Genomic DNA, 25,325 nt, shown 5'->3' with positions numbered 1-25,325 from the left:
TTTAACTCTCCTTCGATGGTGCGTTTTCTGACAGATAGTTAGCCATCCGGCAGTATTGCGCGACAGAGATATTTTCCGCTCGCATTGCCGGATCAACGCCCAGCTCTGTCAGTACTTCAACGCTAAACAGGTTGCCGAGACTATTACGTACAGTTTTGCGACGCTGATTAAACGCTTCAGTGGTAATACGGCTCAGCACACGAACATCTTTAACGGGGTACGGCATTGTCGCGTGAGGGACCAGACGTACCACGGCGGAATCGACTTTAGGCGCAGGCGTAAATGCGGATGGCGGCACTTCAAGTACCGGGATCACATTGCAGTAATACTGCGCCATGACGCTTAATCGACCATACGCTTTACTGTTTGGCCCTGCAACCAGACGGTTAACCACCTCTTTTTGCAACATGAAATGCATGTCGGCGATGGCATCAGTATAGGAAAAAAGATGGAACATGAGCGGCGTGGAGATGTTGTACGGCAGGTTGCCGAATACGCGCAGCGGCTGACCCATCGTTTGTGCGAGTTCGCCGAAGTTCATGGTCATGGCATCTTGCTGATAAATCGTCAGCTTCGGCCCTAAAAACGGGTGTGTTTGCAGGCGGGCGGCGAGATCGCGGTCCAGCTCAATGACCGTGAGCTTGTCCAGGCGTTCGCCTACAGGTTCGGTCAACGCTGCCAGGCCCGGGCCGATTTCGACCATAGCCTGACCTTTCTGCGGGTTGATAGCAGAGACAATACTTTCGATCACAAACTGATCGTTGAGGAAGTTTTGCCCGAAACGTTTACGGGCTAAGTGGCCCTGATGGACTCGATTATTCATTGGTATTAACAATCATTTTGATGGCGAGATTAAGCGCCGTAATAAAACTGCCGACATCTGCTTGCCCACGACCCGCAAGTTCAAGCGCGGTGCCGTGATCGACGGATGTGCGAATAAAGGGCAGGCCCAGCGTGATATTCACACCGCGACCAAATCCCTGGTATTTTAGCACGGGGAGACCCTGATCGTGGTACATTGCCAACACGGCATCCGCGTGGTCGAGATATTTGGGCTGAAACAGCGTATCTGCGGGCAGCGGGCCGTTTAATTTCATCCCCTGCGCACGCAGTTCATCCAGGACCGGAATGAGGGTGTCTATCTCTTCCGTTCCCATATGACCACCTTCACCGGCATGCGGGTTAAGACCGCACACCAGAATATGCGGATCGGCAATGCCAAACTTGGTGCGCAAATCATGATGCAAAATACCGATCACTTCCTTAAGCAGAGCTGGCGTAATGGCGTCGGCAACGGCTCTGAGCGGCAAATGAGTGGTTGCCAGGGCAACGCGCAGCGCTTCAGTCGCCAGCATCATGACGACTTTCTTCGCCTGTGAGCGCTCTTCAAAAAACTCGGTATGTCCGGTAAACGGGACGCCTGCGTCATTGATTACGCCCTTGTGTACCGGACCGGTAATCAGCGCCGCAAACTCACCTTGCAGACAACCATCGCAGGCGCGAGCCAGCGTATCCACCACATATTGTCCGTTCTCTACCGCCAACTGACCCGCGATAACAGGTGCCCGCAGAGCAATCGGCAACAGCGTCAACGTACCTGCTGATTGCGGTCTGGCTGGGGTATCTGGAGAGTATGGGAGGAGTGAAAGCGGTAAACCGAGCATTGCTGCCCGGTCACTGAGGAGTGCGGCATCCGCACAGACAACGAGTTCTACAGGCCACTCACGTTGGGCGAGCTGAACCACCAGGTCCGGGCCAATCCCGGCGGGTTCGCCGGGAGTGATCACAACGCGTTGAATACGAGTCATTAGTTGCTCAGAACTTTAACGTAGGCGCTGGCGCGCTGTTCCTGCATCCAGGTTGCCGCTTCTTCCGAGAATTTACGGTTCATCAGCATACGATAAGCTCTGTCTTTCTGCGCCGCGTCAGTTTTATCAACGTTACGCGTATCCAGCAGTTCGATCAGATGCCACCCGAAAGAGGAGTGCACCGGGGTACTCATCTGGCCTTTGTGAAGTTTGGTCAGCGCATCGCGGAAAGCGGGATCGAAAATATCCGCTGCAGCCCAGCCCAGATCTCCGCCCTGGTTGGCAGAACCCGGATCCTGAGAAAACTCTTTAGCCGCTGCCGCGAAGGTTGTTTTACCGCTCTTAATATCAGCTGCGATTTGTTCTAACTTCAGACGCGCCTGTTGATCGGTCATGATCGGCGACGGCTTGAGCAGAATATGGCGGGCATGAACTTCAGTCACGGAGATGCTCTGGCTTTGACCACGCATATCGTTGACTTTCAGGATGTGGAAGCCGACACCAGAACGAATTGGGCCAATGATATCGCCTTTTTTCGCGGTGCTCAGCGCCTGGGCAAAGATGCCCGGCAGCTCCTGAATACGTCCCCAACCCATCTGGCCGCCTTTCAGCGCCTGCTGGTCAGCGGAATAGGTGATAGCCAGTTTGCCGAAATCGCTACCGTTACGCGCTTCATCAACAACAGAGCGCGCCTGACTTTCAGCCGCGTTAACCTGTTCAGAAGTTGGGTTTTCCGGTAATGGGATCAGAATGTGGCTCAGGTTCAGCTCGGTGCTGGCATCGTTTTGGTTGCCGACCTGCTGCGCCAGAGCATCCACTTCCTGAGGCAGGATAGTAACGCGACGGCGAACTTCGTTGTTACGCACTTCAGAGATGGTCATCTCTTTGCGGATCTGGCTACGATAGGTCGAATAGCTTAAGCCATCCTGTGCCAGACGGCTGCGCATCTGATCCAGCGTCATGTTGTTTTGCTTGGCGATGTTGGCAATTGCCTGATCCAGTTGCTCGTCAGAGATTTTAACACCCATCTTCTGACCCATCTGCAGGAGGATTTGATCCATGATCAAACGTTCCAGGATCTGATGACGCAGCGTGGCGTCGTCCGGTAATTGTTGACCAGCCTGACCCGCATTAAGTTTTACTGACTGCATTAAGCCATCGACGTCGCTTTCCAGAACGACGCCGTTATTGACGACGGCTGCGACTTTATCGACTACCTGTGGGGCAGCGAAACTGGTATTCGCGATCATGGCGATACCGAGAAGCAGCGTTTTCCAGTTCTTCATACTTTTTCCATTTCAATTAACCGCAAAGCGGATTACGTTGTAAATCAATCAGATCATAAAGAGCTTTGATACGGTAAAATGTTCGAACGCAACATTTGGTTGGTGCCGAGACCGTAGTTGGAACTCAGGCCGCGTAGTTCGATATTAAAGCCGATCGTGTTGTCATAAATCGCGTGCTGCTGTTTGTCATCCCAGCCGTTCAGCTTACGTTCGTAGCCGAAGCGAATGGCGTAACAACAGGAGTTGTACTGCAGGCCCAGCATGGAATCTGCTTCTTTGTTCACGTTGGTATCAAAGTAGTAAGCCCCGACAATCGACCAGCGATCGGCGATCGGGAAGCTTGCTACCGCGCCCACCTGTGAAATCCCGTTTTCATATTGTGGTTTAGTCACATCACGGGAAGGCACTGCAGCCTGAATATACTCCGGGCTGGCATAACGGTAGTTCAGCTGCAGCATACGGTTTTCGTCGCGACGATATTCGATGCTGCTGTTGCTGGTTGCGATGCTGTCCAGACGGGTATCGTACTGGACCCCACTGCGTAAACCCCAGCGATCGGAGATGCGCCAGTAGGTGTCACCTGCCCATACCAATGAGCCTGTTTTGTCGTCATTCTCCCATTCGATATGGTCATCGCCGGTGCGAGACTCGGTGAAATAGTAGATTTGACCCACAGAAATATTAAAACGTTCAACGGCAGCGTCATCATAAACGCGAGATGTGACCCCGGTCGTTACCTGGTTGGCAGACGCGATGCGGTCCAGACCGCCATAGGTACGATCACGGAACAGGCCGCTGTAGTCAGATTGCAGCAGGGACGAGTCATAGTTATAGATATGACTTTGGTCGCGATACGGTACATACAGGTACTGCGCACGGGGCTCCAGCGTTTGGGTATAGCCCGGCGCTAACATGTTCATATCGCGCTCGAAGATCATCTTGCCGTCAACTTTAAACTGCGGCATGACGCGGTTGGCTGAATCATCGAGCTTGTTAACGTTACTCGGATTGCTGTTGTACCAATCCAGGTTAGTCTGCTGATAGTGAGTTGCCAGCAGTTTCGCTTCGGTATTGATACTTCCCCAGTTATTCGACAACGGCAGATTAATTGTTGGTTCAAGGTGAACACGCGTCGCTTCTGGCATGTAGTCCTTGGTATTAACGAAATGGACCGCCTGCCCATAAATCCGGGTATCAAACGGGCCCACATCATTCTGGTAGTAGTTGACGTCTAACTGTGGCTGAGCGGAATAACTACTTTTGTTCTGGTCATCAAAGATCTGGAACTGCTTGGTCGAAACCGTCGCATCAAAGTTTTGTACCGCATAGCCGACGCTGAATTTTTGCGTGGCGTAGCCGTCGGTACTGGAACCGTATTTATTATCAAAATCGTTAAAGTAGCTGGAGTCACTGACCTTGGTGTAGTTAACGTTAAAACGCCACACCTGATCCATTACACCAGCGTGTTGCCAGTAAAACAGCCAGCGGCGGGAATTGTCATCCTTCGGATGTTCATCCTCGTACACTTTATCGGAATTCAGGTAGTCGAACTCCATCAGACCTGCGCCCGCCTGGGTGAGGTAGCGGAATTCGTTCTCCCACATGATACCGCCACGACGGTGCATATAATGCGGCGTGATGGTGGCGTCCATATTGGGCGCAATGTTCCAATAATACGGGAGATAGAACTCAAAATAGTTATTGGTAGAGTATTTTGCGTTCGGGATCAGGAAACCAGAGCGACGCTTATCGCCGACGGGTAACTGTAAATAAGGACTGTAAAAGACCGGAACCGGACCCAGTTTAAAACGGGCGTTCCAGATCTCTGCGACCTGTTCTTCACGGTCGTGAATGACTTCGCTACCGACGACGCTCCAGGTATTGGAACCTGGCAGACAAGAGGTGAAGCTACCGTTTTCCAGAATGGTATAGCGGTTTTCCCCACGCTGCTTCATCAGATCGGCTTTTCCGCGCCCCTGACGGCCTACCATCTGATAATCACCTTCCCAGATGTTGGTATCTTTGGTATTCAGATTAGACCAGCCCTTCGGCCCCTTCAGAATAACCTGATTGTCATCATAATGGACATTGCCAAGCGCATCGACGGTACGAACTGGCTCCGGCTGGCCTTCTGCCTGCTTCTGATGAAGCTGCACTTCGTCGGCCTGCAGGCGGCTGTTACCCTGTGCGATGTCCACATTGCCAGTAAACACCGCGTCATCCGGGTAATTCCCTTTCGCGTTGTCAGCAGTGATGGTGACGGGTAATTCATTGGTCTCGCCCTGTACCAGAGGACGGTCATAGCTTGGCACGCCCAGCATACACTGTGAGGCGAGATCGGCTGCCAGACCCTGATGGCTATAGAGGGCGCTGGCAATCATGGTGGCCAGAAGAGTGGGAATACGTTTTTTCATACGTTGTATTTATTGTTCCATCATCAGTAGCGTCGCGCGTGACAAACGGTCACAGCCTAACTTATCTCATCTTCACTTCGCTAGTATTAATCCTGCCCATTTTATCCCGCCACCTTTCAAGCTGCATCTTCGTTTCAGACGAATTGGTCACTGCGTTGCCGCCTTATTGCAACTCGAAATCCTACGGGTATAGCGTTTGTGGTGTTAGGCACGGCATAGAATGACAGGTATGATAATGCAAATTATAGGCGATGTCCCACAATTGACCGCAGCCGTAAATCGGTAAAAGCACCTTATATTGTGGGACATATCCTGGCTGAGAGCAGAAAGATTTGGGGAGTCTATGCAGTATTGGGGAAAGATAATTGGTGTCGCCGTGGCCTTAATGATGGGCGGCGGCTTCTGGGGTGTGGTTCTGGGCCTGTTAGTTGGCCACATGTTCGACAAAGCCCGCATGCGCAAAATGGCGTGGTTTGCCAACCAGCGTGAACGCCAGGCGCTGTTTTTTGCCACCACTTTTGAGGTGATGGGGCATCTGACCAAATCCAAAGGTCGCGTCACGGAAGCCGATATCCATATCGCCAGTCAATTGATGGATCGAATGAATTTGCACGGTGACTCGCGTACCGCCGCGCAACATGCCTTCCGGGTGGGAAAATCGGACAATTACCCATTACGTGAAAAAATGCGTCAGTTTCGCAGCGTCTGTTTTGGCCGCTTCGATCTGATCCGCATGTTTCTGGAGATTCAGATCCAGGCGGCTTTTGCCGATGGGTCGTTGCATCCGAACGAGCGTGAAGTGCTGTATGTGATTGCTGAAGAGTTGGGGATCTCACGTACCCAGTTTGATCAGTTTCTGCGCATGATGCAGGGCGGCGCCCAGTTTGGCGGCGGATATCAGCAGCAGTCCGGCGGCGGTGGCTGGCAGCAGACGCAACGCGGTCCGACGCTGGAAGACGCCTGCAATGTGCTGGGTGTGAAAGCGACCGATGATGCGACCACCATTAAGCGCGCATACCGTAAGCTGATGAGCGAGCACCATCCGGACAAACTGGTGGCGAAAGGCCTGCCGCCAGAAATGATGGAAATGGCGAAGCAAAAAGCGCAGGAAATTCAAAAAGCTTACGAGTTAATTAAAGAACAGAAAGGTTTTAAATAATCGTTATGCCGGGTGGCAGCTAGCGCCTTATCCGGCCTACGTTAATGACTGTAGGCCGGGCAAGCGAAGCCCACCGGCCTAAATGGGACCTGCGTTTAAAAATCTGCCGGAACTTTAAACGTCATACTGTTGCCGTATTCGGGATGCGTGATAGTTAACATCTCTGCGTGCAGCAGCAGGCGCGGCGCTAACGCCAGGGCCTGTGGCGGGGCGTAGAAGCGGTCGCCCAGAATCGGATGCCCTAATGCCAGCATATGCACACGCAACTGGTGGGAGCGTCCGGTAATGGGTTTGAGCACGACCCGGGCGGTGTTATCTTCCGCGAACTCCACCACTTCATACTCGGTCTGCGCCGATTTTCCGGTCTCATAACACACTTTCTGCTTTGGCCGATTCGGCCAGTCGCAAATCAGCGGTAAATCAACCAGCCCCTCGGCCGGAGCGGGATGTCCCCAGACGCGTGCGACATACTGTTTCTTCGGCTCGCGTTCGCGAAACTGGCGCTTTAGCTCGCGCTCTGCCGCTTTAGTTAGCGCCACTACAATCACGCCGCTGGTTGCCATATCCAGACGATGTACGGATTCAGCCTGCGGGTAATCGCGCTGAATACGCGTCATCACGCTGTCTTTGTGTTCATCCAGACGACCCGGCACGGACAACAAGCCGCTCGGCTTGTTGACCACCATAATGTGCTCATCCTGATACAGGATAACCAGCCAGGGTTCCTGCGGCGGATTATAGTTTTCCATCCCCATGTCAGGCTCCGTTACTGATGCGTCACGACGATCAGGCGCAGGGCATCCAGACGCCATCCCGCCTGATCCAGGCTTTCCATCACCAGCTGACGATTGCTTTCAATGGCGCTGAGTTCGTCATCACGGATGTTCGGGTTAACGGCACGCAGCGCTTCCAGACGGGAGAGTTCAGCCGTCAGCTTCTCGTCCGCCTCTTTACGCGCCGCGTCGATCAGCGCGCGGGCCGATTTTTCTACCTGCGCTTCACCGAGTTGCAGAATGGCATGCACATCCTGCTGTACGGCGTTGACCAGTTTACTGCCGGTGTGGCGGTTAACGGCGCTGAGCTGACGGTTAAAGGTTTCGAATTCAACCTGCGCGGCAAGGTTGTTGCTGTTTTTGTCCAGCAGCATGCGTACCGGGGTTGGCGGCAGGAAGCGGTTTAACTGCAGCTGTTTTGGCGCTTGCGCTTCAACGACGTAGACCAGTTCAACCAGCAGAGTACCGACCGGTAATGCTTTGTTTTTCAGCAAAGAAATGGTGCTGCTTCCGGTGTCGCCGGAGAGGATCAGATCCAGACCATTACGGATCAGCGGATGCTCCCAGGTAATAAACTGCGCGTCTTCACGCGACAGGGCAACATCACGCTCAAACGTAATGGTACAGCCATCTTCCGGCAGCCCAGGGAAATCCGGCACCAGCATATGATCGGACGGTGTCAGCACGATCAAATTGTCGCCACGGTCATCCTGATTAATACCAACGATATCAAACAGGTTCATGGCGAAGGCGATCAGGCTGGTATCGTCGTCCTGTTCTTCAATACTCTCAGCCAGCGCCAGCGCTTTTTCGCCGCCGTTAGAGTGGATCTCCAGCAGGCGATCGCGACCTTGCTCCAACTGTGCTTTCAGCGCGTCATGCTGTTCGCGACAGGTTTTGATCAGATCGTCAAAGCCATCGGTGTTTTCTGGCTCAGCCAGGTAGCCGATCAGATTGTTATATACCGTGTCATAGATGGTACGTCCGGTCGGGCAAGTGTGTTCGAACGCATCCAGACCTTCGTGGTACCAACGCACCAGCACGGATTGCGCGGTTTTTTCCAGGTATGGAACGTGGATCTGGATATCATGCACCTGACCAATACGGTCCAGACGGCCAATACGCTGTTCCAGCAGGTCCGGATTGAACGGCAGATCAAACATCACCAGATGGCTGGCGAACTGGAAGTTACGCCCTTCGGAGCCGATTTCAGAGCACAGCATCACCTGGGCGCCGCTATCTTCTTCGCTAAACCAGGCCGCAGCGCGGTCACGTTCAATGATCGACATCCCTTCATGGAACACGGCGGCGCGGATACCTTCGCGCTCGCGCAGAACCTGCTCCAGCTGAAGCGCAGTGGTGGCTTTCGCACAGATGACCAGAACTTTTTGCGAGCGGTGGCTGGTCAGGTAGCCCATCAGCCATTCCACGCGCGGGTCAAAGTTCCACCAGGTGCCGGTGTCGCCTTCGAATTCCTGATAAATCTGCTCCGGGTAGAGCATGTCGCGCGCGCGGTCTTCCGCGCTCTTACGCGCGCCCATAATACCGGAGACTTTAATGGCCGTCTGGTATTGGGTTGGCAACGGCAATTTGATGGTATGCAGCTCGCGTTTAGGGAAGCCTTTCACACCGTTACGGGTATTTCGGAACAGCACGCGGCTGGTGCCGTGGCGGTCCATCAGCATCGAAACCAGCTCCTGACGCGCGCTCTGGGCGTCTTCGCTGTCGCTGTTTGCCGCCTGCAATAACGGCTCAATGTCCTGTTCGCCAATCATGTCACCTAACATGTTCAGCTCATTGTTACTCAGCTTGTTGCCAGCCAGTAACATGGCGACGGCATCGGCGACCGGACGGTAATTTTTCTGTTCTTCAACAAACTGGGCGAAATCGTGGAAGCGGCTTGGATCCAGTAGACGCAGGCGCGCAAAGTGGCTTTCCAGGCCCAACTGTTCCGGCGTTGCGGTCAGCAGCAGGATGCCTGGTACGCGCTCTGCCAGCTGTTCAACGGCCATATATTCACGGCTGGGCGCGTCTTCGCTCCACACCAGGTGATGGGCTTCATCGACAATCAGCAGATCCCATTCGGCATCACACAGGTGCTCCAGACGCTGTTTACTGCGACGGGCAAAGTCCAGCGAACAGATAACCAACTGTTCGGTTTCAAACGGGTTGTAGGCATCGTGCTGCGCTTCTGCATAACGCTCATCATCAAACAGCGCAAAGCGCAGGTTGAAACGACGCAGCATTTCGACCAGCCACTGGTGCTGTAACGTCTCCGGGACGATGATCAGAACGCGCTCCGCGGCGCCTGACAGCAGTTGTTGATGCAGGATCATCCCTGCTTCAATGGTTTTACCTAAACCCACTTCGTCTGCCAGCAACACGCGAGGGGCATGACGACGGCCGACATCATGGGCAATGTTGAGCTGGTGGGGGATCAGGCTGGTACGTTGACCACGCAAACCACTCCACGGCATACGGTACTGTTCGCTCTGAAATTTACGTGCGCGATAGCGCAGCGCAAAGCGGTCCATACGGTCAATCTGGCCGGCAAACAGGCGATCCTGGGGTTTACTGAAAACCAGTTTGCTGTCGAGCAGCACTTCACGCAGCGTTACACCGGTTTCTTCGGTATCAAGGCGGGTTCCGATATAGGCAAGCAGGCCTTTTTCTTCTTTTACTTCATCGACATGCAGTTGCCAGCCTTCATGGCTCGTTATCGTGTCGCCAGGATTGAACATCACGCGGGTCACGGGGGAATCACTGCGCGCATACAGACGGTTTTCACCCGTCGATGAGAAAAGTAAAGTGACGGTTCGCGCATCCATGGCGACAACAGTACCAAGTCCCAATTCGCTTTCTGTATCGCTGATCCAGCGTTGACCAAGTGTAAAAGGCATATATGTTCGGCTCTATATCTTTAATTGCAGGCAATACTCGTCATTTTCCGGGCTAGTCCCCGTTATTGAGAGCATATGACCCCGCTACCAGGCTAATAAATCAGTGGTAGGGGTGTTAAATGGGTCCAGGAATGGAAAGGGCGCTATGGTACTGGATGGCGGCGGTTTCGTCACGCGTCAAAATAACCCCAGTTGTCCTGTGAGTAGTGTAGCAAAATTATCGTCAATAAAGGGAAGAATTCCCTCGGCAACCGGCTGGATCTGGCGGGTCAGATAATGCTCGTAATCAAGTGCAGATAGCTGATAATCAACAGGTTCAGGTCCATTTATCGTCCAGACATATTTAATCGTGCCACGATTCTGATACTGCTGAGGACGCCCCAGTTTGACGTTCTGCTCATCGGCGAGCCGTGCGGCGCGAACGTGCGGCGGAACATTCCGCTGGTATTCGCTCAACGGGCGGCGCAGGCGTTTGCGGTACACCAGGTGTTCATCCAGTTCACCCGCCATTAGACGGTCGATAGTCTCGCGAACAAACTCTTGATAAGGCTCGTTACGAAAAATTCGCAGGTACAGCTTCTGCTGAAACTGCTGGGCCAGCGGCGTCCAGTCGGTGCGTACCGTTTCCAGACCTTTAAATACCATGCGTTGCTCAGCACCTGACTGAATCATTCCGGCGTAGCGTTTTTTGCTGCCGGTATCTGCACCGCGAATGGTCGGCATCAGAAAGCGACAAAAGTGGGTTTCAAATTCCAGCTCCAGCGCGCTGGTCAGGTTTTGCTGCTTCAGCGATTGCGCCCACCAGTTGTTGACATAGCTCACCAGCTCCCGACCAATCCGGGCCGCATCGTCTTCCGAGTGCGCCTTTTTAAGCCAGACAAAGGTGGAGTCGGTGTCGCCATAGATGACGTCGTAACCCTGAGCCTCAATCAGCGCTTTGGTCTGACGCATGATCGCGTGACCGCGCATGGTGATAGACGAAGCCAGCCTCGGGTCGAAAAAGCGGCAGGCGGTGGTGCCAAGCACGCCGTAAAACGCGTTCATGATGATTTTCAGCGCCTGTGAGAGCGGCTTATTGCCGCGGCGTTTGGCTTCATCGCGCCCATGCCAGATCTGGGTAACAATTTCCGGCAGACAGTGCTTTTCGCGTGAGAACCAGGCGTCAAGGAACCCCTCGGTACTGTGTTCCCGATCCGGCTGTGCCATCCCTTCGATAAGTCCCACTGGATCGATCAAAAAAGTACGAATAATTGACGGGTACAGGCTTTTGTAATCCAGCACCAGCACGGAGTCGTACAAACCCGGGCGCGAGTCCATCACGTAGCCACCGGGGCTGGCGTGCGCGGGAACCTCCCCCAGATTCGGTGCCACATAGCCCGCCCGGTGCATTCGCGGTAGGTAGAGATGGCCGAAGGCGGCAACGGAACCGCCGTGCCGGTCGACCGTAAGTCCGTTTACCGTCGATCGTTCCAGCAAAAATGGCATGATCTCGGTTTTATGAAAAATACGCGTGACCAGCTCACAGTCTTTGAGATTGTAGGTGGCGAGTGCGGGCTTATCCTGGGCAAACCGGCGATCTATTTCGTCCATCCTGTCCCAGGGATTATCTATCGACTTCCCTTCGCCCAGCAGCTCCTGTGACACCGTTTCCAGCGAAAAGGATGAGAAATTCCAGAATGCGGATTTAAGCGCCTCAATGCCGTCGATAATCAGGCGACCTTTAGCCTGCGCGAAGAATACGCCGTTTTTGAAGCCATGTTCGCGCCACTCCAGCTCGCTATTGTCACGGCCAAAACGCAGGGGAATGCGGTAACGTTCAGCATGCTTTTGCAGGACGCGTAAATCGAATTGCACGACGTTCCAGCCGATTACCACATCAGGATCGTGACGGGCAATCCAGTCGTTGAGCTTTTCCAGTAACTGCGGGCGGCTTGCGACATATTCAAGTTCAAAATCCAGCGCTGAGGCATCGCCGTTTGCCGGACCGAGCATGTAGACAATACGCTGCCCACAGCCTTCAAGGCCGATACAGTAGAGTTCGCCGTGGCGCGTGGTTTCGATATCCAGCGAGACCCATTTCAGCGGCGGTCGATAGTCAGGGTTTGGCTTCAATCGGGCATTGACCAGCGTACCGTTGTGTCTGTCGCCTTCAACCCACACAGGTGAGGTGATAAAACGCTCCATCAGATACCGTTCCGGCGGACGCACGTCGGCCTCGTAGACGGTAATTGCGTTTTCACGCAGCAGCTTTTCCAGCCGCATGAGCTGGCGATGTGAGCGGCAATACAGGCCGGAAACGGGCTGGCGGTGGAAGTCTTGCAATTGCAGCGGCGTCAGACGATAGCCGTTTTCATTGCGTAATAATGACGCTACGCGAGGAACCTGACTGACAGGAATAAACGCGACCGACTCCTGAGGCGCGAGCGTGACCTGTAGCGGCCCGTCGTCCGTAGCCAGCCAGAATGTGACCTCAGTTCCCTGCGGGGTGTCCCGCCAGTGCCGGGTTAAAATAAAGCCTGCCTGCGCCACGCTGCGTATCCATTAAAAAACCAGGCATTATTATAGCCTGGTTTACACGATTGTACTGTTATTTTGTACAGTTAAAAATGAGAGCTGCGGGAAGTTATTGTGACAGTAACAGTAAAATGCCCTCCGCAGTAAAAGTGTTACAGGATAGGCTTTGATATTTAATAAATGAATGCCTTAATTGAAAACTCTTCCTTTAATTATTTTATTGGCCTGTCATGGCTATTTGTATCTATTATTCTTTTGTAATTATATTTGTTTCATAAATTGGAAGTCCGTTTCAGGATTTTTATGTCATTTTCGGAATCGTGCTCGTATGGTTTTGTTACTCATCCCTCGGTTCAGGAAAAATGGTTATTTTTTTTATTTGTTTTTATTCATGGTTAGTGTAACTATTTTAATCAAACACTCGGGTTACCAGGTTGAATATAATATATTTTTATGGCTTGCTATTGTCTGGATAAAAACGGATTTTCGGTTCGATTTCGTCGGGAATATCTCTCTGTATAATTTGCTTTTATCGCTGAATATAATTTTATTCATCTGATAGCTCGGGTGTTTTATATCAATAGCTTGGGTGCGTAGTGTTATGGAGGCCTATTATGGATATTTATACTCAGGCGTTACAGGTAGGATATGATCACTATTTATTTGTTAATACTCAGTTATCTAACCCTACAATTAAATCAGTAAGTCAATATATTGAGTATAGAACGTGGTCAGGTCAAATTTGGCGTACTGAGGTTATTGAACGTGGGAATGCTTTCTTTCACTGGCAAGGGCATGACAGAATAAATGGTCATCGTGATACGGTGATTAATTATCTGTTGAATGGACAGCGCTGGCAGTCAACGATTACAGATTACATTTTCTTTCATTCACTGGATGGTGAAGAGGCGCAGGGACATTATGACAACGTGATTAAATACGTTTGTGCTAATAACTGTGTGTATCGAAGTGCGTTTGCGGAATATATAAAGTAATAACCAGAGAGCGCGTCACCGAGATTCCGGGCGCGCTCAGATTGTTTTCACTGGCCGTAGTAGGCTTTTGCGCCGTGTTTACGTAGGTAATGTTTATCTAACAGGGTTTGCTGCATATCCGGCAATTGCGGCGCGAGCTGGCGACAGAAGATCCCCATGTAGGCGACTTCTTCCAGCACGATGGCGTTGTGTACCGCATCTTCGGCGTTTTTTCCCCACGCAAACGGACCGTGAGAGTGCACCAGCACGCCAGGCATCTGCGAAGCGTCAATGCCTTGTTTCTCAAAGGTTTCAACGATCACGTTACCGGTTTCCCGCTCATATTCGCCGTTGATTTCTTCCTCGGTCATTTTCCGTGTGCAGGGAATCGATCCGTAGAAATAGTCCGCATGAGTGGTACCCGTGGCTGGAATCGACTGGCCCGCCTGCGCCCAGATGGTTGCATGACGCGAATGGGTATGAACAATGCCGCCAATGGTCGGGAATGCCTGATACAGCAGACGGTGCGTTGGGGTATCGGAGGAGGGTTTCTTCGTACCTTCTACAACCTCACCGGTGGCGATACTGACTACGACCATATCTTCTGCGGTCATAACGCTGTAATCGACCCCGGAAGGTTTTATCACAAACACGCCGCGCTCGCGATCGACGGCACTCACGTTCCCCCAGGTCAAGGTAACCAGGTGGTGCTTAGGCAACGCCAGATTGGCTTCCAGCACCTGACGTTTGAGATCTTCTAACATGTTGATTCCTCTGTGCCGGATGGCGGGCAAGCGCAGAGCCATCCGGCAACAACATAATTAACGTTTAAAACCGTAATAGACGTCGTTCCAGCGCAGCGCGTCCTTAAAGGCCGGCAGGCGGGTATCGTTGTCGATCACGGCGATCTCGATATCGTGCATTTCAGCGAACTGGCGCATATCGTTCAGATCCAGCGCGTGGCTGAAGACGGTGTGGTGCGCGCCACCGGCCAGGATCCAGGCTTCAGATGCGGTTGGCAGATCAGGCTGGGCTTTCCACAATGCGTTAGCCACCGGCAGTTTCGGCAGGGAGTGCGGTGTTTGAACCGTGTCGATGCAGTTAACCAGCAGGCGATAGCGATCGCCAAGATCGATCAGGCTGGCAACGACTGCCGGACCAGTTTTGGTGTTGAAGATCAGACGAGCGGGATCGTCTTTGCCACCAATGCCGAGATGCTGAACGTCGAGGATCGGTTTATCTTCCACCGCGATAGACGGGCATACTTCCAGCATGTGCGAGCCGAGCACCAGATCGTTGCCTTTCTCGAAGTGGTAGGTGTAATCCTCCATAAATGAGGTGCCGCCCTGCAGACCGGTTGACATCACCTTCATGATGCGAAGCAGAGCGGCGGTTTTCCAGTCGCCTTCGCCCGCAAAGCCGTAGCCTTGCTGCATCAGACGCTGTACGGCCAGACCCGGGAGCTGTTTCAGGCCGTGTAAATCTTCAAATGTCGTGGTAAAGGCGTGGAATCCGCCCTGTTCCAGGAAGCGCTTCATCCCCAGTTCAATACGGGCCGCTTCCAGTACGTTTTGACGTTTCTCACCGTGGACTTGCGTTGCCGCCGTCATGGTGTAGGTGCTTTCATACTCATCGATTAGCGCGTTGATTTCGCCGTCGCTAATGGAGTTCACTACCTGCACCAGATCGCCTACGGCCCAGGTATTTACCGAGAAGCCGAATTTGATCTGCGCAGCGACTTTATCGCCATCGGTGACCGCGACTTCACGCATGTTGTCGCCAAAACGGCAGACTTTCAGATGGCGGGTATCCTGTTTGGACACGGCCTGGCGCATCCAGGAGCCGATGCGTTCGTGCGCTTGTTTGTCCTGCCAGTGACCGGTGACTACGGCGTGCTGCTGACGCATACGTGCGCCGATGAAGCCGAACTCACGGCCGCCGTGCGCGGTCTGGTTCAGGTTCATAAAGTCCATATCAATGCTGTCCCACGGCAGGGCGGCGTTGAACTGGGTATGGAATTGCATCAGCGGCTTGTTGAGGATAGTCAGACCGTTAATCCACATTTTGGCCGGAGAGAAAGTGTGCAGCCAGACCACCAGACCTGCGCAGCGATCATCGTAGTTAGCGTCACGACAAATAGCGGTAATCTCGTCAGGTGAAGTACCCAGCGGTTTTAAAACCAGTTTGCAGGGCAGTTTAGCTTCAGTATTCAGCGCGTTAACGACGTGCTCGGCATGTTGGGTTACCTGACGCAGGGTTTCAGGGCCATACAGATGCTGGCTACCAATCACAAACCACACTTCATAGTTATCAAAAATCGTCATTGTCGTGTCCTTAATGTGTCAGGGTTGCCTGGTCTACCGGGGTTTGTTGCGCCGGAGCGGCAGTCGGAAGATATTGTTGTTCAGCGCTAACCGCCCACTGCTGGTAGCGGCGGTAAAGCTGTTCAAAACGTTGAGCTTGCTCTGGTCGAGGTTGCAGCGTGTTTTCCACGGCGCTTGCCATCTGTTGCTGAGCGGCTGGAATATCGGTGTGTACTTTCGCGGCAACGGCGGCAAAGATAGCCGCACCGAGTGCGCAGCACTGGTCTGAAGCGACAATCTGTAGCGGACGGTTGAGCACGTCACAGCAGGCCTGCATGATGACCGGATTTTTACGGGCGATGCCGCCTAGCGCCATTACGTTGTTAACCGCAATGCCTTGTTCGGTGAAGCATTCCATGATGGCGCGTGCACCAAAGGCGGTGGCGGCAATCAGACCGCCGAACAGCGCTGGCGCGTCGGTTGCCAGATTCAGATCGGTAATCACTCCTTTCAGACGCTGGTTGGCATTGGGCGTACGGCGACCGTTGAACCAGTCGAGCACCACCGGCAGATGATCCAGCGACGGATTTCTCGCCCAGGCTTCGGTTAGCGCTGGTAGCAGCTGTTTTTGGCTGGCTTTAATCTGGGTCTTCAGCTCCGGGTGCTGCGTGGCAAGCTGCTCCAGCGGCCAGCTCAGCACACGGCTAAACCAGGCATAAATATCGCCGAACGCGGACTGGCCTGCCTCGAGGCCAATAAAATGCGGCACCACGCTGCCATCAACCTGGCCGCAAATGCCTTTCACCGCGCGCTCGCCGACGCTGTGTTTGTCAGCAATCAGAATGTCGCAGGTCGACGTGCCAATGACTTTCACCAGCGTATTGGGCTGTGCGCCCGCGCCGACCGCGCCCATATGGCAGTCAAAAGCGCCGCCTGCAATCACCACGCTTTCCGGTAGCCCCAGACGCTGCGCCCACTCGGCGCACAGGGTGCCAACCGGCAGGTCGGCTGTGAAGGTATCGGTAAACATCGGGTATTGCAGATGGCGGTTGAGGATGGGGTCGAGTTCGTCAAAGAAACTGGCTGGCGGTAGACCACCCCAGCTTTCATGCCACAGGGATTTATGCCCGGCGCTGCAGCGACCGCGACGAATATCCTGTGGACGTACGGTATTAGAGAGCAGGGCCGGAACCCAGTCGCACAGTTCAATCCACGAAACCGCGGCCTCGGCAACCGCGTGGTCCTGACGGGTCACATGCAGGATTTTGGCCCAGAACCATTCGCTGGAATAAATACCGCCGATATAGCGGGAGTAATCGATCTTGCCCGGTGTGTGGCACAGACGGGTAATTTCTTCAGCTTCTTCTACTGAGGTGTGATCTTTCCACAGGATAAACATTGCATTTGGGTTTTCAGCGAACTCCGGACGCAACGCCAGTACGTTGCCGTCGGCATCGATGGGGGCCGGGGTTGAACCGGTGCTGTCAACGCCAATCCCGACCACTTCCGCACGCTGTTTAACGCTCAGTTCGGCCAGTACGTTTTTCAGCGCCGCTTCCATTGATTCAATGTAGTCGCGTGGATGATGGCGAAACTGGTTGTTTGGGCCATCGCAATACTGCCCTTCCTGCCAACGTGGGAACCACTCTACGCTGGTGGCGATTTCTTCACCGGTAGCACATTCCACTGCCAAAGCGCGTACTGAATCACTGCCAAAATCGAGGCCAATTGCAATCGCCATCGTCTTACTCCATCCAAAAATACGGGTATGGATAAACAGTAGTTAGTAGGGATAAAAACCGTCAGGCAGGATTCGCTAATCTTATGGACTAAAATGCTGTGGCATCACAAAGTGTGACGCCGTGCAAATAATCAATGTGGACATTTCTGCCGTAGTTATAGACACTTTTGTTAGCCGATTTTAACGTTGGCGCAGTACATATTTTTTACAAAGTGCTTTTCACAAGCGGGGTTGATGGTCCATTACCGCAAACACAGCGGCCCGCAGGGGCGACGGCAATGATGTCTGGCGTAATATGGACAAATTGTTTCTTAGCAGAACATAGGGAGTATTGAAATTATGGCTGAAACGCAAAACGATCCCCTGCTGCCAGGTTATTCGTTTAACGCGCATTTGGTGGCCGGATTAACACCCATCGAGGCGAACGGATACCTGGATTTTTTTATCGACAGGCCGCTGGGTATGAAGGGCTATATCCTCAATCTCACTATCCGTGGCGAAGGGGTTATCAATAATCAGGGCAAACAATTTGTCTGTCGGCCTGGCGATATTTTGCTGTTTCCGCCCGGAGAAATTCACCACTACGGACGCCATCCTGATGCCAGTGAGTGGTATCACCAGTGGGTTTACTTTCGCCCACGCGCCTACTGGCAGGAGTGGCTGACCTGGCCGGCCATTTTTGCCCAGACTGGATTCTTTCGTCCGGATGAAGCACATCAGCCGCATTTTAACGAACTGTTTGGGCAGATAATTAACGCCGGGCAGGGAGAAGGTCGCTATTCCGAACTGCTGGCGATTAATTTACTGGAACAGTTATTGCTCCGCCGTATGGAAGCCATTAATGAATCGCTGCATCCCCCCATGGACAACCGCGTGCGCGACGCCTGCCAGTACATCAGCGATCACCTGGCGGACAGTAATTTTGATATTGCCAGCGTCGCACAGCACGTCTGCCTGTCGCCTTCCCGTTTGTCGCATCTGTTCCGTCAGCAGTTGGGTATCAGCGTATTAAGCTGGCGCGAGGATCAGCGTATCAGCCAGGCCAAGCTATTGCTGAGTACCACTCGTATGCCCATTGCTACGGTGGGGCGCAATGTTGGCTTTGACGATCAGCTCTATTTTTCTCGCGTTTTCAAAAAATGTACTGGCGCCAGTCCGAGCGAGTTTCGCGCCGGATGTGAATAAAAAGTGAATGATGTGTCCTGAAAGTTGTCATAACTCGCAATCTATTCAGACAATTGATGGCTTGACGAAGTTGAGACGAGTTATCAAAATCCCTGCTTCGTAAATCTGACGGACACATTATGCAAGCATTGCTGGAACACTTTATTCTTCAGTCCGCCCTGTACTCCCTGATCGCCGTACTGCTGGTGGCCTTTCTGGAGTCACTGGCGCTGGTTGGTCTGATTCTGCCCGGTACCGTGATGATGGCGGGGCTGGGGGCGCTGATTGGCAGTGGCGAACTGAACTTCTGGCATGCCTGGCTTGCGGGCATCATGGGTTGCCTGTTGGGGGACTGGATCTCTTTCTGGTTGGGCTGGCGCTTTAAAAAGCCGCTGCACCGTTGGTCGTTCATGAAAAAGAACAAGGCGTTGCTGGATAAAACCGAGCACGCGCTGCATCAGCACAGCATGTTTACCATTCTGGTGGGGCGTTTTGTGGGACCGACGCGTCCGCTGGTGCCAATGGTGGCGGGCATGCTGGATCTGCCTGTCGCTAAATTTATCGTCCCGAATATTATTGGCTGCGTGCTGTGGCCGCCGTTCTACTTCCTGCCGGGGATCCTGGCGGGGGCGGCAATTGATATTCCTTCTGAGATGCAGAGCGGGGATTTTAAATGGTTGCTGCTGGCGACGGCGCTGTTGCTATGGGTAGGGGGCTGGTTTTGCTGGCGACTGTGGCGTAGCGGCAAAGCGGCAGTCGATCGCTTAACCGCGTATTTCCCCCGCAGCCGTTTACTGTATCTGGCGCCGTTGACGCTTGGGATCGGCGTGGTCGCGCTGGTGGCGTTACTGCGCCATCCGCTGATGCCGGTGTATATTGATATTCTGCGTAAAGTCGTGGGTTTCTGACGATTCTTTTGCCGGATGGCGCTGACGCTTATCCGGCCTGGGAAATCAATCACTCGGCTTTGATGCCCAAGAGCGTCGAGGCGCTGGCCTGACCGCTTAATAACTCATCCGTTTTGCCCTGCCAGGCGATGCGCCCGTCGGCGACCACAATCGAACGGGACGCAATTCGCGCCGCATCTTCTACGCTGTGGGACACCATCAGCAACGTAAGCTGTTTATCGCGACAGACCTCGGCAACCAGCGTTAACATCTCCTGGCGCAGCGCGGGATCGAGCGCAGAGAACGGTTCATCAAGCAGCAAAATGGGTTGTTCCCGCACCAGGCAACGCGCCAGCGCTACGCGCTGTCGCTGACCGCCGGAAAGCTCACCGGGGAGGCGCTCCAGCAGTGAGTCAATTCCCATTTGCTGGGCGATGTGATGCATTTTCTCCCGCTGCGATGCATTCAGCTTCAATCCCGGGTTAAGGCCCAGGCCGATGTTTTGTTGCACGCTCAGGTGGCTGAACAGGTTATTTTCCTGAAACAGCATCGAAACGGGGCGACGTGAGGGAGGCGTGGCGGTGTGATCTTCACCTTCAATCAACATGGTACCGCTGGCAGGCGTGAGAAAGCCGGCGATCAGATTCAGCAGCGTACTTTTCCCGGCGCCGCTGGGCCCGAGGATCGCGACCTGCTCACCGCGCGCGATCGACAGCGTAAAGCGCATCGGCAAATGGTGATAAAGCCATGTGATATCAATCAGTTTTAACATTTCGACCCGGCAATTTCTCAATAACGGTAAACAGCGTAAAGCACAGGATCAGCAGCAATAACGCCGTAACTGCGCCATCCTGACTGCGATAAGAGCCAATCTGCTGATATAAATAAAACGGCAGGGTGCGGAAATCCTCATTACCAAATAGCGCGACCACGCCAAAATCGCCAATCGACAGCACGCAGGCAAAAGCCATCGCCTGCGCCAGCGGGCGCTTCAGGGCGCGAAGTTCAACCACTTTCAGGCGCGACCATCCCTCAATTCCCAACGACTGGCACAACATACTGTAGCGGGTGGTGACGTCCCGCATTGGGTTTTCCAGCACCTTCAGCGCGTAAGGGATCGCCATCAGCGCATTGGTAAAAATGACAATGCCGTCGGCTGATTCGGGGAGTCCAATGGTGTTATTGAGCAGCAGAAAGAAGCCGGTTGCCAGCACGATGCCCGGCATGGCGAGGATCATCATGCCGCTAAGTTCCAGCATCTGACCTGCCAGCACCTGCTGTCGGGCACGCAGTTCACGACTGCTCCATAACAGCATCATGGTGAGAACTACGCACAACGCACCTGCCGCCAGCGCAATGCGCAGCGAGGTTCCCAGTGCGTGCCACAGTACAGGTTGCTTAAGAACATCCAGCATATGGCGGTTAATACCATCGACAATTACCGCCAGCAGCGGCGGCAGCAGTAGCAGCAGGGCCAGAATAATCAGCAGCGCGTCTGCCAGGCGGCTGTGCAGACGATCGTCGGGATCGCGCCAGCCCTGAACCAGCGTGGTACCGGGGGCAATGGCGCGGCTCAGACGTTGGCTGAAGAGCACCAGCGCTAAACAACAAACCATCTGGATCAACGCCAACATGGCGGCGCGGGCGGGATCGTAATCGAAGTTCAGCGCCTGATAAATTGCCAGCTCGATGGTAGTGGCCTGCGGTCCACCGCCCAGCGACAAAACGGTGGCGAAGCTGGCGAAACAGAGCATAAAGATGAGCGCCGCGACGGGAAGGATTTGCCGACGCAGCCACGGCCATTCAACAAAGCGGAAGAAATGCCAGCCGCGCAGACCTAACTGAGCGGCTAACTGTCGCTGTTCGCCGGGAATATTCTCCAGAGACTGCAACAGCAGACGACTGGCCATCGGCAGGTTGAAAAAGACGTGCGCCAGCAGAATGCCCTGCAGACCGTACGGCGAAAACGTCCATTCCAACCCGAATGTATGCCAGATCGAGGCCAGCCAGCCCTGACGACCGTACACGCTAAGAATACCGAAGACCGCGACCAGCACTGGCAGGATTAACGTCATCGCGCACAGGCGCAGCAGCGCCAGTCGTCCTGGAAAACGGCGGCGATAGAGCGCTCTGGCAAGGAAAATCGCCGGGATGACCGACAGCACTGCGGATAAAAAAGCCTGCCAGAAAGAAAAGCGCACCACGTGCCACAGGTAGTCGTCTTGCCACAGTGAGCGCCACTCCCCCCGTGGGACGTTAAACCACAGCGCCAGAAACGCGGCCAGGGCAACGGTCACCATCAGCGTGGCGGCGGTAAGCCCTGGAACCAGCCAGCCGGAAATTAACGGCTGACGGCGCGTTGCCATTCGCTAATCCATGCCTGGCGTTGAGCCGCAACCTGCTGCGGCGTAAATTCCAGCGCGGTGGCTGGCTTATTCAGTTGCTCGAATCCAGAAGGCAGGGCGACCGGGGTTACCGGATACATCCAGTTGCCGGTCGGAATCGCATTCTGGAAGGCTGGAGACACCATAAACTTGAGGAATTTCTCGGCCAGTTCCGGCTGTTTGCTGGCCGCAGTACGGGCGGCGACTTCCACTTGCAAATAGTGGCCTTCGCTAAAGTTGGCTGCGGCGTAGTTGTCTTTTTTCTCGGCGATGATGTGATAGGCCGGAGAGGTGGTGTAGCTGAGTACCAGGTCGCTTTCGCCTTTCAGGAACAGGCCGTAGGCTTCACTCCAGCCCTTGGTGACCGTGACGGTTTTTGCCGAAAGCGCGCGCCAGGCCTCCGGTGCCTTATCGCCATAGACTTTTTGCATCCATAGCAGCAGGCCCAGCCCCGGCGTGCTGGTACGCGGGTCCTGATAAATGACGCGCCATTTTTGATCGCTCTCTACCAGTTCTTTCAGGCTTTTGGGCGGATTCTTCAGCTTGTTCTTATCATAAACAAAGGCGAAATAGCCGTAATCAAACGGAACGAAGGTATCGTTTTTCCAGCCGCCGGGCACGTTTACGGCTTCACTTGCTACACCGCTTTTGGCAAACAGTTTGGTTTGGGTGGCGGCTTCCAGAAGGTTGTTATCGAGGCCCAGTACGACGTCAGCTTTACTGTTTTTTCCTTCCATGCGCAGGCGGTTAAGCAGCGAGACGCCATCTTCCAGCGCGACCAGTTTCAGTTCACAGTTGCAGTCAGCTTCAAAGGCTTTTTTTATTGTCGGGCCCGGGCCCCAGTCAGCTGCGAACGAGTCGTAGGTATAAATGGTCAGTACAGGTTTGGCGAAAGCAGGCGCTGCGCACAGCAGTAAAAGCGGAAGACATTTTTTAAACACTTTGCACCTCATAAAGTTGGGTGGCAAAGGACTTGAGTTGCAGCCTCAAATCCCTTCGCCGGCATTATCCGGATCAGGTTCGACGGGTATCTCTCAGCCCATACACTTCATCATTCACGCTGCCTCTGTGTTGGCTGCGTTACTCGGCCCATCTCCGGGCCTCGCCCCTTCGGGGCCGCTGCAAGCAGCGTTCAAATCTGCTCCCGGCAGATTTGTCGCTCACCCCAGTCACATAGTTATCTATGCTCCTGGGGACTCACTCGCTTGCCGCCCTGATGCAGCGTGAATGATTTTGTGTATGTTTTTATTTAGCACCCCGTTGAGAACGGCGTTAGTGTAATGATTTTGTTGCTATGCGGCAATCAAGAGCCGGATCTAAGGATCCGGTGGTGCAAACCACGCTGATTTAAAATCAAACCAGCCGAGGGTATTCATGCGTAACCCGCGCATACTGCGCTGTCCCTGAATGATCAGCCAGTGGTGGATTAATGGCACAATGGCCTTTGTGGCGAGCAGCTGTTGGCACCATGCCGCCAGGCTCATTTCGCCCGTTCGCCAGCGGGCCGCATCGTTTTCCCAGTCCCGCGAGATACAGTTTTGCAGTAACGGGACTTCGCACAAATGGGCGAACAGCGAGAAATCCAGCGGTAGGGTAAAATTGGCGCTGTTGAGCCAGATATCGCTGACGATTTCACCCGCATGCCATTGATCGTAGTCGATCTCCTGAATATTTAACTGTACCTGATGCTCTGCCAGCAACGTCTTCATGATCTGCGCGATAATCCGATGTTCGATGTGATCGCGATAGTAGGTGATCGTCAGCGTTTCCAGTCCGGCGGGTTTTTCACCATGGCCGGGTTTGGCATGGTGCCAGCGGGGGAGCAAACCGTAGGCGGGAAACCACAGTCGCTGAAACTGTTCGTCGGCGTGGCAGATGAGATGGGTTGGCGAAAGAACGCGGCTAACCCAATCGCGAACCTCCTGATTAGCGCCACGGTGGGTGCGCGCATCAAACAGCAGGTAGTAGCATCCTTCCTCGAGGCGGCTTTCGATCGCCTTTTCATCCTCCGTGGGGCCTTTTAGCGTCAACCCACCGCCAGGCTCTTCACCGATATCGGGTAAAACCCAAACGTTAACTTCGTCGATCAGCGCCCGGTAGCCAAAGTAATCATCAAATGCATGAATTTTCAGTTGGTTATTGGTATTGCGCATCACCGCATAGGGACCAGTGCCAATTGGGTGGCTGGAGAAGTTGCTGAGCGTCTCCCATTCTCGCGGCAGGATCATGGCGGGGACTTGCCCCAATAGCCAGGGAAGCCAGCGGTCGGGTTGGGCGAGATGGATATCCAGCGTCCAGGCCGTGGGAGAAACGATCTGCGTGATGTGCGAGTACAGCGGCAGGGCGTTAATGCGCATCAGCGAGGTGATGACATCTTCCATTTCCAGTTCGCGGCCATGATGAAAATGAATCCCCGGACGCAGGAAGAATCGCCAGTGTAAAGGTGAAATCTGCTGCCAGTGATGGGCGATGTCCGCTTCCAGTTCCCCATTTTCCTCATTTACCCGAATTAAGGCGCTGAAGATTTGCCGGGCGATATGGGTTTCTGAACGGCGTAGCGCCGTACCGGGAAGCAGGTTGTGCATGGGACGATAATAGAGAACGCGCATGATGTGCCGCCCCTGGCGAAAACTGCGCCCCAGGTGCGAAACCAGCATCTGTCGTACGGCCGTTTTGTCACCGACCAACTGCACCAGTTGATCGATGCGATCCTGTTCCAGCAGGTCTTCTGCCCGCTGCTGCTGGAGTGCCAGCCCGGTATATAGGAAAGTCAGGCGCGAGCGTTTACCTCGCCCAACTTCGGCTTCCCACGTTAACCAGCCGCGTTCTTGCATGGTATTGAGCAGGGTACGCATATGGCGGCGCGAACAACTCAGCAGCTCCGCCAGCTCGTTCAGCGTCGTGTCTTGCGTTTTGCCGTCACAGCATTGCCACAGACGGATGAACTGTTGTTGCAGACGACCAGAAGACATAAAAGGGGAACTCCTGCGAAAAACTCAGCAATTTTATTATCCCTAT

18 protein-coding genes and 1 riboswitch are annotated in these 25,325 nt (G+C 53.8%); of the genes, 4 read left to right on the top strand and 14 right to left on the bottom strand.

Annotated features, from left to right (window positions below):
• Nucleotide 1: 1 nt before the first annotated feature.
• The 4 genes from rsmA to lptD are packed head-to-tail and all read right to left on the bottom strand — an operon-like array spanning nt 2 to nt 5,508.
• Nucleotides 2–823 (bottom strand): 16S rRNA (adenine(1518)-N(6)/adenine(1519)-N(6))-dimethyltransferase RsmA, encoded by an 822-nt coding sequence (rsmA, locus tag HV237_RS20035; protein ID WP_003018865.1) that lies wholly within the window; start codon nt 821–823, stop codon nt 2–4.
• A complete protein-coding gene (pdxA, locus tag HV237_RS20030) occupies nt 816–1,808 on the bottom strand; it encodes a 4-hydroxythreonine-4-phosphate dehydrogenase PdxA (protein ID WP_016151664.1) in 993 nt (330 codons plus the stop codon). Before pdxA ends, rsmA begins: the two co-directional genes overlap by 8 nt.
• The gene (gene surA / locus HV237_RS20025) at nt 1,808–3,094 is read right to left on the bottom strand and encodes a peptidylprolyl isomerase SurA (protein WP_047358344.1); all 1,287 of its coding nucleotides are present in this window, start codon (nt 3,092–3,094) and stop codon (nt 1,808–1,810) included. Before surA ends, pdxA begins: the two co-directional genes overlap by 1 nt.
• Nucleotides 3,095–3,147: 53 nt before the next feature.
• Nucleotides 3,148–5,508 carry an LPS assembly protein LptD gene (gene lptD, locus HV237_RS20020; RefSeq protein WP_047358343.1) on the bottom strand — a complete coding sequence of 787 codons (2,361 nt, stop codon included), beginning with the start codon at nt 5,506–5,508 and terminating at the stop codon, nt 3,148–3,150.
• Nucleotides 5,509–5,851: 343 nt separating this feature from the next.
• On the opposite strand from lptD, the gene djlA reads away from it, so the two are divergent.
• On the top strand, nt 5,852–6,667 hold the full coding sequence (djlA, locus tag HV237_RS20015; protein ID WP_046276044.1) for a co-chaperone DjlA: 816 nt from the start codon (nt 5,852–5,854) through the stop codon (nt 6,665–6,667).
• 95 nt (nt 6,668–6,762) lie between these two features.
• On the opposite strand, the gene rluA is transcribed toward djlA, so the two are convergent.
• The 3 genes from rluA to polB all read right to left on the bottom strand — a co-directional run bounded on the left by rluA (nt 6,763) and on the right by polB (nt 12,869).
• Nucleotides 6,763–7,422, bottom strand: coding sequence for a bifunctional tRNA pseudouridine(32) synthase/23S rRNA pseudouridine(746) synthase RluA (gene rluA, locus HV237_RS20010; protein ID WP_016151668.1), 660 nt, complete (start codon nt 7,420–7,422; stop codon nt 6,763–6,765).
• An 11-nt stretch (nt 7,423–7,433) separates the two neighbouring features.
• On the bottom strand, nt 7,434–10,340 hold the full coding sequence (rapA, locus tag HV237_RS20005; protein WP_181541589.1) for an RNA polymerase-associated protein RapA: 2,907 nt from the start codon (nt 10,338–10,340) through the stop codon (nt 7,434–7,436).
• A 177-nt stretch (nt 10,341–10,517) separates the two neighbouring features.
• Nucleotides 10,518–12,869 carry a DNA polymerase II gene (gene polB, locus HV237_RS20000; protein WP_047358341.1) on the bottom strand — a complete coding sequence of 784 codons (2,352 nt, stop codon included), beginning with the start codon at nt 12,867–12,869 and terminating at the stop codon, nt 10,518–10,520.
• Nucleotides 12,870–13,468: 599 nt separating this feature from the next.
• Here polB and HV237_RS19995 point away from each other — a divergent pair.
• Nucleotides 13,469–13,849 carry a DUF4751 family protein gene (locus HV237_RS19995; protein ID WP_047358340.1) on the top strand — a complete coding sequence of 127 codons (381 nt, stop codon included), beginning with the start codon at nt 13,469–13,471 and terminating at the stop codon, nt 13,847–13,849.
• A gap of 47 nt (nt 13,850–13,896) precedes the next feature.
• Here HV237_RS19995 and araD read toward each other — a convergent pair whose 3' ends face one another.
• From araD to araB, 3 genes are read right to left on the bottom strand one after another with little or no spacing between them, the layout of a single operon-like run.
• A complete protein-coding gene (gene araD / locus HV237_RS19990) occupies nt 13,897–14,592 on the bottom strand; it encodes an L-ribulose-5-phosphate 4-epimerase (protein ID WP_047358339.1) in 696 nt (231 codons plus the stop codon).
• Nucleotides 14,593–14,649: 57 nt separating this feature from the next.
• Nucleotides 14,650–16,152, bottom strand: a complete 1,503-nt coding sequence (araA, locus tag HV237_RS19985; protein WP_016155678.1) for an L-arabinose isomerase — start codon at nt 16,150–16,152, stop codon at nt 14,650–14,652.
• 10 nt (nt 16,153–16,162) lie between these two features.
• Nucleotides 16,163–17,872, bottom strand: a complete 1,710-nt coding sequence (gene araB / locus HV237_RS19980; RefSeq protein WP_181541588.1) for a ribulokinase — start codon at nt 17,870–17,872, stop codon at nt 16,163–16,165.
• 339 nt (nt 17,873–18,211) lie between these two features.
• Between araB and araC the strand changes: the two genes are divergently transcribed.
• On the top strand, nt 18,212–19,057 hold the full coding sequence (araC, locus tag HV237_RS19975; RefSeq protein ID WP_003018834.1) for an arabinose operon transcriptional regulator AraC: 846 nt from the start codon (nt 18,212–18,214) through the stop codon (nt 19,055–19,057).
• 119 nt (nt 19,058–19,176) lie between these two features.
• Entirely contained in the window at nt 19,177–19,944 is a 768-nt protein-coding gene (locus HV237_RS19970; protein WP_047358337.1) for a DedA family protein, read from the top strand.
• A gap of 49 nt (nt 19,945–19,993) precedes the next feature.
• On the opposite strand, the gene thiQ is transcribed toward HV237_RS19970, so the two are convergent.
• The 4 genes from thiQ to sgrR form a co-directional block, all read right to left on the bottom strand.
• Nucleotides 19,994–20,695 carry a thiamine ABC transporter ATP-binding protein ThiQ gene (gene thiQ / locus HV237_RS19965; protein WP_016151677.1) on the bottom strand — a complete coding sequence of 234 codons (702 nt, stop codon included), beginning with the start codon at nt 20,693–20,695 and terminating at the stop codon, nt 19,994–19,996.
• Nucleotides 20,679–22,289: a thiamine/thiamine pyrophosphate ABC transporter permease ThiP gene (gene thiP / locus HV237_RS19960; protein ID WP_047358336.1), complete on the bottom strand. Its 1,611-nt coding sequence runs from the start codon at nt 22,287–22,289 to the stop codon at nt 20,679–20,681. The genes thiQ and thiP overlap by 17 nt, the downstream gene beginning before the upstream one ends.
• Complete coding sequence (gene thiB / locus HV237_RS19955) at nt 22,265–23,248, bottom strand: thiamine ABC transporter substrate binding subunit (RefSeq protein WP_047358335.1); 984 nt, start codon at nt 23,246–23,248, stop codon at nt 22,265–22,267. Before thiB ends, thiP begins: the two co-directional genes overlap by 25 nt.
• Nucleotides 23,249–23,281: 33 nt before the next feature.
• Nucleotides 23,282–23,384, bottom strand: a riboswitch (TPP riboswitch).
• A gap of 239 nt (nt 23,385–23,623) precedes the next feature.
• Nucleotides 23,624–25,279 carry an HTH-type transcriptional regulator SgrR gene (gene sgrR, locus HV237_RS19950; RefSeq protein ID WP_016155682.1) on the bottom strand — a complete coding sequence of 552 codons (1,656 nt, stop codon included), beginning with the start codon at nt 25,277–25,279 and terminating at the stop codon, nt 23,624–23,626.
• Between the last annotated feature and the right edge of the window lie 46 nt (nt 25,280–25,325).

The sequence above is a fragment of the Citrobacter sp. RHBSTW-00570 genome, assembly GCF_013739755.1.
Classification (GTDB): domain Bacteria; phylum Pseudomonadota; class Gammaproteobacteria; order Enterobacterales; family Enterobacteriaceae; genus Citrobacter; species Citrobacter braakii.
This window is presented reverse-complemented; position numbering and strand designations above follow the sequence as displayed.